General features: G+C 69.8%; 10 protein-coding genes. 1 reads left to right on the plus strand and 9 read right to left on the minus strand.

Annotated features, from left to right (window positions below; genetic code table 11):
- Positions 1-7 precede the first annotated feature (7 nt).
- The 9 genes from ABLE88_RS09345 to ABLE88_RS09385 all read right to left on the minus strand — a co-directional run bounded on the left by ABLE88_RS09345 (position 8) and on the right by ABLE88_RS09385 (position 10,122).
- Positions 8-1,561: a class I adenylate-forming enzyme family protein gene (locus ABLE88_RS09345; RefSeq protein ID WP_348831259.1), complete on the minus strand. Its 1,554-nt coding sequence runs from the start codon at positions 1,559-1,561 to the stop codon at positions 8-10.
- A gap of 4 nt (positions 1,562-1,565) precedes the next feature.
- Positions 1,566-2,045, minus strand: a complete 480-nt coding sequence (locus ABLE88_RS09350) for a Zn-ribbon domain-containing OB-fold protein (RefSeq protein ID WP_348831260.1) — start codon at positions 2,043-2,045, stop codon at positions 1,566-1,568.
- Positions 2,046-2,047: 2 nt separating this feature from the next.
- Complete coding sequence (locus ABLE88_RS09355) at positions 2,048-3,214, minus strand: thiolase family protein (protein WP_348831261.1); 1,167 nt, start codon at positions 3,212-3,214, stop codon at positions 2,048-2,050.
- Positions 3,215-3,222: 8 nt separating this feature from the next.
- Entirely contained in the window at positions 3,223-4,017 is a 795-nt protein-coding gene (locus ABLE88_RS09360; RefSeq protein ID WP_348831262.1) for an enoyl-CoA hydratase/isomerase family protein, read from the minus strand.
- Between the two features lie 77 nt (positions 4,018-4,094).
- Complete coding sequence (locus ABLE88_RS09365; RefSeq protein ID WP_348831263.1) at positions 4,095-4,901, minus strand: ABC transporter ATP-binding protein; 807 nt, start codon at positions 4,899-4,901, stop codon at positions 4,095-4,097.
- Positions 4,898-5,656 (minus strand): ABC transporter permease, encoded by a 759-nt coding sequence (locus ABLE88_RS09370; protein WP_348831264.1) that lies wholly within the window; start codon positions 5,654-5,656, stop codon positions 4,898-4,900. The genes ABLE88_RS09365 and ABLE88_RS09370 overlap by 4 nt, the downstream gene beginning before the upstream one ends.
- Positions 5,657-5,816: 160 nt before the next feature.
- The gene (locus ABLE88_RS09375; RefSeq protein WP_348831265.1) at positions 5,817-6,887 is read right to left on the minus strand and encodes an ABC transporter substrate-binding protein; all 1,071 of its coding nucleotides are present in this window, start codon (positions 6,885-6,887) and stop codon (positions 5,817-5,819) included.
- Between the two features lie 144 nt (positions 6,888-7,031).
- Positions 7,032-7,931, minus strand: a complete 900-nt coding sequence (locus ABLE88_RS09380; RefSeq protein ID WP_348831266.1) for a LysR family transcriptional regulator — start codon at positions 7,929-7,931, stop codon at positions 7,032-7,034.
- A 157-nt stretch (positions 7,932-8,088) separates the two neighbouring features.
- Positions 8,089-10,122, minus strand: coding sequence for a c-type cytochrome (locus tag ABLE88_RS09385; protein WP_510182876.1), 2,034 nt, complete (start codon positions 10,120-10,122; stop codon positions 8,089-8,091).
- 382 nt (positions 10,123-10,504) lie between these two features.
- Between ABLE88_RS09385 and ABLE88_RS09390 the strand changes: the two genes are divergently transcribed.
- Positions 10,505-12,079, plus strand: a complete 1,575-nt coding sequence (locus ABLE88_RS09390) for an adenosine deaminase (RefSeq protein WP_348831268.1) — start codon at positions 10,505-10,507, stop codon at positions 12,077-12,079.
- The last annotated feature ends 275 nt before the right edge of the window (positions 12,080-12,354 follow it).

The following is a 12,354-nucleotide window of genomic DNA, read 5'->3' on the forward strand; positions in this document are numbered from 1 at the left end:
GGCGGCCTCAGGACGCGGCCTTGGCGGCAGGGGCGCCGCAGCGTTCCACCGCCTGCCGACGCAGCTCGGTCTTCAGCACCTTGCCGAGGGCGTTGCGCGGCAGCTGGTCCACGAACAGCACGCGCTTCGGCTTCTTGTAGCCGGCGATGAGCGTGCGGCAGTGGGCGATGAGCGCCTCCTCGCTCGCCTCCGCGCCCGGATGGGCCTCGACGAAGGCGACCACCGCCTCGCCATAGAGCGCGTCCGGGATGCCGACCACCGCCGCGTCAGCGACCGCGGGGTGGGCGATCAGCGTCTGCTCCACCTCCTTGGTGTAGATGTTGAAGCCGCCGGACAGCACCATGTCCTTCTTGCGGTCGACGATGTAGAGGAAGCCGTCCTTGTCGCGCCGCGCCATGTCGCCGGTGTGGACCCAGCCGTCGCGGATGGTCTCGGCGGTCTCCTTGGGGCGGCGGAAATAGCCGCGCAAGGTGAGGAACTGGCCCGGCGCGCCGGTGCGCACGGCGATCTCGCCCACCTCGCCGTCGGCCACATGGGCGCCGTCTGCGTCCACCAGCTTCAGCTCGATGCCCGGCGTCGGCCGGCCCACCGAGGCGGGGTGGGTGAACTGCTCTTCGTGGTCGAGCCCGGTGATGGCGCCCGCCTCGGTCATGGCGAAGAAGGAGAACAGCCGCACGTGCGGCAGAAGCGCGATGAGCTGCTGCTTCAGTTCCACCGGGAACGCCTCGCCGGTGACGACGATGCGCCTGAGGCTCGCGCATTTCTGCGGCGCGGCGGCGATGGCGGGCAGCATCATGCGGCAGATGGTGGGCACCATGCCGGCGATGCTCACCTTCTCGCGGGCGATGGTGTCGAGGGTGGTCGCCGGGTCGAACTTCTCCATCACCACCAGCGTGCCGCCCACCGTGAGCGCGTTGGCGAGCCGGGCGAAGCCGGTGCGGTGGGCGAGCGGGGTCGAGACCAGGAACACGTCGTCCGCCGTGAGCCCCCATTCGAGCCCGTTCACGAAGTGATGGTTGGTGATGATGTTGGCGTGGGTCAGCAGCGCCCCCTTGGGCCGGCCGGTGGTGCCCGAGGTGTACATGATCATGGCGTCCTGCCACTCGACCGGCACCGCCGGGCGCAGCATGACCGGCTCGGCGCGCCAGTCCGCGAGCGCCTCGTCGCTGCCGGGGGGGGCGCCGGCGGACAAAAAGATCGCACCCGCGGCGGCCGCGCGCACGCGGTCGAGCGGCGCGCCGGCGCCGTCGTGCGCCACCAGGCGCGGCTCGGCGTCGGTGGCGATATAAGCGAGCTCGTGGTCGGTGAGGCGGGTGGTCGCCGGCACCACCACGGCGCCGAGCGACATTGCGGCGAAGGTCAGCTCCACGAAGGCGAAGCCGCTGGACAAACAGAGCAGCACGCGGTCTCCGGGCCGCACCCCGCGGGCGCTCATGGCGCCCGCCAGCGCGGCGATGCGCGCCTGGAGCTGGCGGTAGGTCAGCCGCTCGCCGCCGCAGACCACGGCCGGATGATCCGGCCGCCTGAGGGCGTGGGCCTCCACGAAGACCTCGAGCCGCATGGCATCACCTCGCGTTGTCGGCCAGCCGGAATGCCGGGTAGGGGGTGCCGTCGTCGAAATGGTCGAAGGCCAGCGTCACCCTTTTGCCGATCGCCATCTCCTCCGGCGCGCAGCCGAGAATGTTGGCGATCAGGCGCACGCCTTCGTCCAGCTCCACGGTGGCGACCGGCAGCGGCAGGCGCCCCTCGACGCCGGGACCCGGGATGCGCACCGTGGTGCAGGCATAGATGGCGCCGTTGCCGGACACCTCGCGCCATTCCAGCGTGCGCCTGCCGGTGAACACGCTGACCGGGCGGGGATAGTGCTGGAACCGGCCGGTCTCGGTGCAATACTGCATCATCAGCTTGCCCTGCCGGGCCCCGTCCCAGAACGGCTGGGTGTCCACATAGACGTTGGGCTTGGGGGCGGGCCGCGCCGGCTTCGGGCTCTCCGCCTTGGCCGCGCTCTCGGGCTTTGCGGCGCTTGCAGTCTTCGCCTCGCTCATGGTCAGGCCTCCAGGATCATGGCGGCGCTGGTGCCCCAGTTCCGCGCGTAGGGAATGACGCCGATGCCGGTGACCAGCGCGTTCTTGGGATCGCGCACCTGGCGCGCGCCGCCTTCGCCGAACATCTGCCGCACGGCTTCCGCGAGGTTGAGCCCGCCCGAGGCGAGCCCCGGCTGGCCGGCGGAGATCTGCCCGCCGCCGGTGTTGGTGGGCAGGCCGCCGGTGTGGGAGAGGTCGGTGTCGAGGATGAAGTCGGAGCCCGCGCCGCGCTTGCAGAAGCCGAACTGCTCCAATTGCATCAGCACGGCGATGGTGAAGTCGTCGTAGGGCTGGAACATGCGGATGTCCTTCGGCTTGAGCCCGGTCTTGCCGAACACGGTGCCGGAAATCTTCGAAAAGCCGCTCTCGGTGACGTCGGCGAGCATGTCGGTGCCGTTGAAGTTGGTCACCTCGGCGAAGGCGGTGGGGTAGACCATCTTCTCGATGTCCATCTCGCGCGCGGTCTTCTCGGAGGTGACGAGGAAGGCGTTGGCGCCGTCGCAGAACATCACGCAGTCGAGCAGCCGTAGCGGGTCGCTGACCACGCGGGAGGCATAGTAATCCTCCATGGTCAGCGGCTTCTTGAACTTGGAATAGGCGTTGTCGTTCATCAGCGCCTGGGCGCGCTGGGTGACGGCGATCTTGCCCAGCGCTTCGTCCTTCAGCCCGTACTGGTGGATGTAGCGCGAGATCAGCAGGCCGAAGGAGGCGGGCGGACCCTGCACGCCGGGCGGGTCCTGGAACTCGCTGCGGTAGGCGCCGTAATTGGCGCGCCAGGAGGTCGAGGGCGCATCCGAGGACAGCACCACCGCCACCTCGCAGGCGCCGTCGCGGATGGCGGCGGCGGCGCGCGCCACCCCGCCCGTGGCCGAGCAGCCGCCGATGGCGCCGAAGTTCAGCCAAGTGGGCGTGAGGCCGAGCGCCTCGGTCATGTAGACCGCGTAGAACGGGTTCGGCGCCTCGCTCAAAGGCGCGGTGACCGACAGGCCGTCGATGCGGTCCTTGTCGACGCCGGTGGCCGTGAGGAGGTCGGAGAGTGCCTCACCCGCGAGGTCGTAGGCGCTGCGGCCGGTCTTGAAGTCGATGCGGGTCTCTGAATAGCCCGCGATGACGATGTCGCGCTTGCTCATGGTCGGTCTCATTCGCCTTGGAAGTTGGGGGCGCGCTTCTCGCGGAAGGCGGCAAGCCCCTCGTTCCGGTCCCGCGAGAAGTAGAGGTAGAAGGAGAGGTCGGCCTCGGTGGCGAAGCCCTCGGCGAGCGGCATGTCGGCGCCGCGGTCGATGGCGGCCTTGGAGAACATCACCGAGAGCGGCGCGTTGGCGGCGACGGCTGCCGCCACCTCGTGCGCCTTCGCGAGCGCCGCGCCCGCCTCGGTGACGTAGGTGACGAGCCGCAGGCGCTCGGCCTCGGCGGCGTCGATGCGCCGGCCGGTCCAGATCAGGTCCTTGGCGAGCTGCGGGCCGATGAGGCGCGGCAGCGTCTGGGTGCCGCCGCCGCCGGGCATCAGGCCGAGCTTGCATTCGGGCAGGCCGAACTTCGCCTTGCCGCCGGCCACCACGATGTCGGCGGTGAGCGCCAGCTCGAGACCGCCGCCGAGCGCAAAGCCCTCCACCGCGACGATCACCGGCTTGGTGAAGGCGGCAACCTCCTGGAACAGGCGGTTCACCTTCCGCGCCCGCTTGCGGAAGCGGTAGAACTCGAAATACTCGTTTTCCTTGATCTGGAACTCGCTGGTGTCGATGCCGGTGCAGAACGCCTTCTCGCTGCCGGCGAGCACCACGGCGCGCACCTTTCGGTCGAACTCGGCCTCGGCCAGCACCTCGAGGATCTCCGCCGCCGTCTGCTCGCGCAGGGAGTTCAGCTTCTCCGGCCGGTTGATGGTGATCTCGACGGTCGCGTCCCGGCGGGCGACCAGGATATCTTCGTGGGACATGGACATACTCCGGATGGACAAGGCTGTGCGGGCGCGCGCCGGCCGGCCGCGCGGGAAATGAAGGCTCTGGCGCGGGGTCAGCTGGGCGCGGGCGGGCTCTCCTCCTCGCCGAGCGCGGCGGCGATCTCGTCGCGCAGCCGGCCGCGCAGCTGCGCGTCGAGGCGGTCGCGCTCGGTGAGCGCCAGCTCCAGCTGGATGCGCGCGGGGGCGCCGAGCACCAGCACCCGGTCCGCCATGTCGAGCGCGTCCTCGATGCGGTGCGTCACCAGCAGGCAGGTCTTGGAGAATTCCCGCGCGATGCGGTGGAAATCGGCGCGCAGCGCGCGCGAGGTCACGTGGTCGAGCTGGCTGAAGCTCTCGTCCAGCAGCACGATCTCCGGGTCGACCGCGAGCGCGCGGGCGAGCGAGACGCGCTGGCGCATGCCGCCCGAAAGCTCGTGGGCGTATTTGTCGGCGGCGTCGGCGAGCTTCACCCGCTCGAGCCAGGACAAGGCGGCGGCGCGCGCCTCCTGCTTGGAGCGGCCGAGAATGAGCAGGCCGAGCTCCACATTCTCCACCGCCGTGCGCCAGGGCAGCAGCCGGTCGGTCTGGAAGCTCACGGCGAGCTTGCCCCTAAGGCCGAGGAAGTTGGCGTTGGGGTCGAGCCCCGCCACCCGCACCGTGCCGCTGTCCGGCGTCAGCGTGCCGAGCACGAGGTTGAGCACGGTGCTCTTGCCGGCGCCGGTACGCCCGAGCAGAGCGACGATCTCACCGTGGGCGACGTCGATCGAGAGGTCGTCCACCACCGGCTTGCCGGCGAACGCCTTGTTGACCTTGTGGAGCCGCACCGTGGGCGGCAGAGCGGCGGTGGCTGCGCTCTTGATCATGGAGATGTCCTGGATCATCGCACGCTCACTTCCGGGCGCCACTTGAGCGCCACCTTCTCGATCGCCGAGATGGCCACCTGCAGGACGATGTTCAGCACCACCAGGAAGAAGGTCCAGGCGAACACCTGGTCGATGCGGAAGGTCGACTGGGCGAGGTTCATGCGCGAGCCGATGCCGGCGGCGGAGGCCACCAGCTCGGCGAACACCACCATGCGGATGGCGTAGCCGATGACCGACTTGGTGGTGAGGAACACGTAAGGGACGATGTGCGGGATGATGAGGTAGCGCATCACGTGCCAGCGCGAGGGGCGGAAGCTCTCGATCATGTCGACGAGCTCCTTGGGCATGGCGCGGATGCCGTCATAGATGTTCAGCGCGTAGAACGGGATGATGATGACGCACAGGATGAAGAAGATGCGCACCTCCGGATCCCGGAACCAGAACACCGCGATCAGCATCCAGGACAGCGCCGGGATGCCGGTGTCGATCACCACCAGCGAGCGCAGATAGGGCCGCACCTTGGGCTTCATCCCCATCACCAGGCCGAGGATCAGCCCCAGCAGCATGGAGGCGGCCACCGCCGCGGTGAGCCGGGCGAGCGTGATGAAGACGTGGCTCGTGTCGGAGAAGAAGATCTCCTTGCCCGCCTTGAGCACGGCGCCGGGCGAGGGCATCACGTAGTCCGGCACGAACCGGCTCAGGATCTCCATGAGGACCAGCAGGGTGGTGACCACGGCGACTGTGGCGATGGTCTCGCGGCGCCGTTCCGTCATGGGGGCCCGCGGCGGCGCGATGGCCCGGGGCATGCTCGGATGGGTGGAGGTCAAGGCGCGTCCTCGCATCTGGTTGGTCCGAGGGCCTCCGGGCACAGGGCCCGGAGGCGGGCGGATCGAACGGGCGGGGCGACCCCCGGCCGGTGCTTGCTCCGCGATGTCAGCCCTTGAAGAAGAAGCCGTCGTCCACGGGCTTCTGCAGCAGGCCGTTGCGGGCGAGGAAGGCGCTCGCCTTGGTCACCGTGGCGCGGCCCTCCGCGCTCGCCATGGAGCCGAACTGGAAGCGCAGCCGCCGCGAGGTGATGGCCTCGGCGAGCACCTCCTGCGGGAAGCCGGAATTCTGGCCGGCGACGGCCACCGCCTGCTTGGGGTCGGCGTTGATGCGCGCGAGGCAGTCCTCGAACATGGCGCGCACGCGCCGCGCCAGGTCCGGGTTCTTCTCGGCCAGCTCCCGGCGCACGGCGACGCCGAAATAGGGCAGCTCGAGGCCGGTCGCCTTGCGGTAGCTCTCGCCGGCGTTGAACAGCGGCCTCAGCTTGGCGTCGCGCATCAAGGCGGCGGTGACGTTGGGCTCCCAGGACAGGCCCGCCTCGGCGCGGTTGGCCATCACCAGCGTCATGGCGGCGGCCGGGTTGTCGACGCCCTGGATGGTCACGTCCTTGCCCAGCTCGATGCCGTTCAGCTCCTTGATGAGGGCTGCCACCATGCGGAACGTGCCGGTGGACTGGGCGGCGGCCAGCGTCTTGCCCTTGAGGCTCGCCACGTCGGTCACCGCAGGGTCGCCGGTGACGATGTAGATCATGTCCGCCGTGGTGATGGAGCACAGCATCTCGATCGGCACCCCGGCCTGCTGGCGCGCGGCGAAGGTGTCCCAGCTGCCGATGCAGACATCGTAATTGCCGGCGGCGAAGTCGTTGTAATAGGTGGAGACCGCGGTGTACTGGGTCGGCGCGGCGAGCGGCACGCCGTGCTTCTCGGCCAGCTTCTGGGCGAGGATGTACTGCACCACCAGGATGGTGAAGCCGGGCGCCAGCGAAGCCCAGCGCACCGGGGCCGCGGCCTGCGCGAAGGCCGGCGCGGCGCGGCCGGCAACGCCGATGGCGCCGCCCGCGAGCGAGGCGCCGAAGGATGCTCCAAGGAACGTGCGGCGTGTGAGATGATCGACCACGTTGCCCTCCCAGGCGTGGCGCGTCCATGACCCCACGATCTCGCGTGGTGCCGGCGCGCTCATTGTGCGTTTCCCGTCGAGCGACCGGGCTTGCCGCCGGTCTTCTCGCTTGAGGATGCTAGGGGGAGGGCGGGGACCGATCCAGCGCATATGCGCGCCGGCATCGTTCCAATAATGGAACGATCGGCGCCGGCGGGCGGCGGCGCCTCAGGCCTCCTCGCCGAGGCTCTCGGCGATGAAGTCCAGGAACACGCGCACCATGCGCGGCGTCCGGCGCCGGCCGAGGAAGGTGGCCGAGACCTCCAGCGCCGGGCTCTCCCAGTCTGCCAGCAGCGGCACCAGGCGCCCGGCCTTCACGTCGTTGCGGCACATGATGTTGGGCAGGATGCCGATGCCCACGCCCTTGATGATGAGCTCGCGGGCGACGCCGATATTGTTCACCGTCACGTGTCCCTCCACCGCCACGGCGCGGTCACCGTTGCGGCTCTGGAACGTCCACACCCCCTCGCTGCGCTGGTGGTCGGTGACGATGCAATTGTGGCTCGCGAACTCCTCGATGGTGGCCGGCTCGCCGCGCCGGCGCACATAATCGGGGCTCGCATAGACGCCGCGCGTGACGCGCGCCAGCCGGCGCACCGGCACCTGCGAGTTCTTGATCCGGCCGAGATGGATGGCGACGTCGCAGCGGTCCTCGTTCACGTCCACCCAGCGCCCGCTCACCTCGATGTCGAGGTGGATGTCGGGATACTTCATGGCGAACTCGCCGATGGCGCGGCTGAGCCAGGAGATGCCGAAATCGATGGGCATGGAGACGTGCAGCTTGCCGCGCAGCTCGGTCTGCAGGCTGTGGGCGTAGAGGCCGGCGTCCTCGATCTCCGAGGAGATGCGCTCGCAATGGTGGGCGAGGGCGCGCCCGGCATCGGTGACGGTGATCTTGCGGTTGCCGCGCTTGAGCAGGTGCACCCCCATCTGGTCCTCCAGATGGGCGATCTTCCGGCTCAATGTCGACTTCGGCAGATCGAGCTTCTGCGCCGCCTTGGTGAGGCTGCCGCTGTTGGCGACCTCGTAGAACAGCAGCATGGCGTTGAGGTCGATCTTCATGGCCATGGAGCGCGGCCCTCGGGATGGAACGTCTCGTCCCAGCCGTGGTGCCAGAATTTCCGGCCTGCCGCCAGCCGCCGCCGCCGGGCGGCGCCAACGCCCGGGTCGCGGCGCCCGGGTGTCGGTCATCGCCCGCCGCGCGGCCCGCCGAGGGGCCGCGCGGTCAGTAGCGCGCGTCGGCGGGCTTGTCGCCCTTCGGCCAGTCCTTCACCTTGGGGGCGAAGTCGGGGCGCGGCATGTGGCTGAAATATTCCGCCACGTCCACCGCCTCCTGGTCCGAGAGACCGCCCTGGCCGAGCGGGAACTTCTCGTGGAAGCCGATGGGCATGTTGCGCTTCGCGAACGCCGCCGCGGTGTAGGTGCGCGCCATGCCGGCGCCGATGTTGAACGACCTGTCGCCCCACAGCGGCGGATAGACGTACTTTCCGGTCGCGTCCGTCAGACCCTCGCCGTTCGCCCCGTGGCAGACCGCGCACTGGGCGGCGTAGATCTGCTTGCCGTTCTCGGGGTCCGGCTTGATGTTGCGGTCGATCTTGCCGATGCCGCGGCCCTCGACCTTGTCCTCCGGCTTGGTCTCGCGCTTCATCCAGTCGAAATAGGCGACCATGGCCTTCATGTCGTCGCCGTCCTTGGCGAGCGGCTTGCCGTTCATGGAGCGCTGGAAGCAGCCGTTGATGCGCTCCTCCAGCGTGATGACCCGGCCGGCGCGCGCGCCGTAGCTCGGGAAGAAGGCCGAGACGCCCACATAAGGCGAGCCGTCCGCCACCGTGCCGCCGTTCAGATGGCAGCTGGTGCAGTTGAGCACGTTGCCCACATTGCCCGGCAGCAGCGTATGGGTCTCGGTGTTGAGCCGCATGCCGCGGATCAGCTGGTCGGCGTTGGTCTCCTTCAGGATGTCGGCGATGCGCGGGGTCACGAACGTGGAGGTGTCCGCCTTCGGGTCGAGGGCGGCGCGCGCCTTCTTCACCTCGGCCGGACTCACCGCGCCGGCGCCGGCGCCCCAGCTGGCCCGCACGAAGGTGAGGATCTCGGCGATCTCGTCGTCCGCCAGCCTTGCGAAGCCGGGCATGGTGTAGACCCGGGGATGGGCCTCGGTCCGCGCCGTCTTCCAGCCGGTGAGGGTGATGTGGACCAGGGTCGAGGCATCCTTCGCGGCGACCGTGGGATTGGCCGCGAGCGGGGGGAACACCTGGGCGACGCCGGCGCCGTCGAGGCGGTGGCAGTCGGCGCAGAACTGCGCATAAGCGAGCCCGCCGCGGGTTGAGAACATGGCCTGCGGCACGCTTTGGTCCGCCTTTGGCGGCAGCCCCTCGAACGGATGGTCGGAGGGCAGCGACTTCAGGTAGGTGGCGATGGCGCGGAGGTCCGTGTCGGTGAAGTTCTGGGTCGAGTTGTGGATCACCTCGGTCATGGAGCCGGACACGGTGGCGAAGCGGTTCTGCCCGGTCTTCAGCAGCTCCACCGTGTCATCCACGGTCCATAGGCCGCGCAGGTTGATGGCGTTCCACTCCTCCACCTTGGCGCCGGCGACGAACTGGCCGCCGTTTGGCCCCTTCTCCGACATGGCCACTTCCTGGAAGCCGAGGCCGCGCGGCGTGTGGCAGGCGCCGCAATGGCCGAGGCCCTGCACCAGATAGGCGCCGCGGTTCCACACCTCGTCCTTCGAAGCGTCGGCGACGAAGGGCCGGTCATCGAGGAACACCGTGTTCCAGAAGGCGAGCGACCAGCGCAGGTTGAACGGGAAGGCGATCTCGGAGGGCTGGTTGGGCGCCGCCACCGGCTCGACTGCCTTCATCAGGTAGACGTAGAGCGCGAACATGTCGTCCGGCGTCAGCTTGGCATAAGAGGGGTACGGCATGGCCGGGTACATGTGGGTGCCGTCCGCGGTCACGCCCTGGCGCATGGCGCGGTCGAAGGCGCCGAAGCTGTAGCCGCCGATGCCGGTCTGCCGGTCGGGCGTGATGTTGGTGGAATAGAGGACGCCGAAGGGGGTCTCCAGCGGCCGCCCGCCGGCCATCGGGGTGCCGCCGTGCTGGGTGTGGCAGGCGACGCAGTCGCCGAGCTCGGCCACATACTTGCCGCGCGCGATCAATGCCGGGTCGGCCACCTCGGGCAGGACGCGCCCGCTGGTCCCGATGGGCGGCGGCGTGACCACCCACCAGAACACACCCGCGCCCACAACGGCGAGGCTGGCCACGAGCGCGCCAAGGGTTTGCCACCGGGATCTGCGTTTCACCGAAAGGCCGTCATCCATCGCGCGATCTCCTGCTGGCTCTGCTGCTGGCACGATGGTCACGTTCAAGCCGGTCCCGCATGGAGGCATTGACGTCCCGCAACGGTGGAATGGACCGCGTGCATGGCAGTCATGCATTGCCGCCTCTTTGCAGGGCGGGCCGAACGAAGACGCTGCGCCCCGCGCAAGACTGGCGGGTCCGCCGGCGATGGGCAAAAGGGTCGGATGCCCAAGGGCATCGCGCCACGGGCCGCGGCCTCCTCTGGCGCGGCGCGGACGACAGGGTCATTCTCCGCCGAAGCGCGCTGGGCTAGGCTCCGCGTCGATTCAACGCTGGAGCCCGAGTTTGCGCCGCCGCATCTGGATTGCCGCCCTCCTCTTGGTGGCCGCCGCCGTGCTGGTCCGCCTCATCGTCGTCGCGCAGGACTTTCCGGGCGTCGCCACCGCGGCCCGTCTCGAGACGCTCCGGGCCGACCCGCCGCGCCTGCGCGCCTTCCTGGCGCCCATGCCCAAGGGCGCGGACCTGCACACCCATTTGTCCGGCGCGGTCTATGCGGAGCGGCTCATCGGCTTTGCCGCGGCCGACGGCCTGTGCCTGCGCACCGCGGACATGACCCTGGTTCCGCCGCCGCCGGGGGCGGCGCCCGGCGCCGCGTGCGGGCCGGATGGCGGGCTCGTTCCCGTGGCCGAGGCGATCGCCGGCTGGCGCGGGCAGGGCATCTACGACCGGATGGTCAATGCCTTTTCCATGCGCTGGTTCGTGCCGAGCGGGGCGGTGCCGTCCGGGCACGACCAGTTCTTCAGCACCTTCTCGCGCTTCAACGCCGCCACCGGCGGCGCCGACTTCGAGCTCACCCTCGCCCGCCTCGCCGACATGACCGTGGACCAGCTGCGCCAGTACGACGCCGAGAAGGTCCAGTATGCCGAGCTGATGGCCACCCTGTTCGAGGGCGAGGACCGCCGCCGGATGGCGCAGGTGGTGAGCGCCGCCGCCGGCGACCGGCCCGTCATCGAGGTCGACCCCGCCGTCCTGCTGGCGGCGCTGAAGGCGAACGGGCTCGACGACCTCGTCGCCGGGCGCGCGCGCCAGCTCACCGCCCTCATCGCCCGCATCGACGCGCTCCGCGCCTGCGACGGTGGGCGGACCAAGCCGGGCTGCGGCGTCGCCTTCCGCTACATCGCCCAGATCAACCGCAACGGCGCGCCGGCGGAGGTGTTCGCCCAGACCGCGCTTTCGGCGGCGCTGGTGCGCGCGGCGTCGGCGATCGTTGCCGGCATCAATTATGTGGGGCCGGAGGACTTCCAGGTCGCCCGGCGCGACTACCGCACCCATATGGGCTGGGTCGGCTTCCTCGCCGGCACGGACGTGCCGGTGGCGCTCCATGCGGGCGAATTGTGGCTCGGCCTCGTGCCGCCCGACGACCTCGATTTCCACATCCGTGCCGCGGTGGAGATGGCCGGCGCGCGGCGCATCGGCCACGGCACCGCCATCGCCTTCGAGCGCGACATGGATGGCCTTTTGGCCGAGATGAGCCGGCGCGGCGTCGCGGTCGAGATCGCCCTCACCTCGAGCCACGTGATCCTCGGCGTACGCGGTCACGCCCATCCGATCCTAACCTACCTCGCCGCCGGGGTCCCCGTGGTGCTCGCCACCGACGATGCGGGCGTGTCGCGCATCGACCTCACCAACGAGTTCGTCCGCGCCGCCCTCGAGCAGGGCGTCGACTATGCCCGGCTGAAGGCCTTCGCCCACGCCGCCATCGCCCACGCTTTCCTTCCCGAGGCCGACAAGGCGCGCGAACGGGAGCGGCTCGACGCCGCCTTCGCCGCCTTCGAACAGGACGTCGCCGGGACAATGCCGCTCCCCGCCCGCGTGGCGGCGGTGCTGCGCGCGGCGTTCGGTTTCGGCGCCGGCCGCTGAGCCCAGGCCTGCCGCCTCCCGGCCATGATTTTCCGACCGCATCCCCGCGGTTCATGCGATGAAGGGGAAGAAAAACCCTGGGCCGTACCGTCGTGTCCGGTATCAGGGTAGATTATCACGCCCGTGGGAGGGAGATGATGCTCGCCTTATCCTCCTCCCTTCTTTCGTTCTTTTTTGCCCCCGCCGGGACCGGCACGCCGCCGTTCGCCTGACGCGCGCACCGAGGAGCCCGGCCGCCCCGGGTTGCGGGGCGGAATTTCGCCGGTCTATCGTAT

The sequence above is a fragment of the Xanthobacter luteus genome, from assembly GCF_040049235.1.
Classification (GTDB): Bacteria; Pseudomonadota; Alphaproteobacteria; order Rhizobiales; family Xanthobacteraceae; genus Xanthobacter.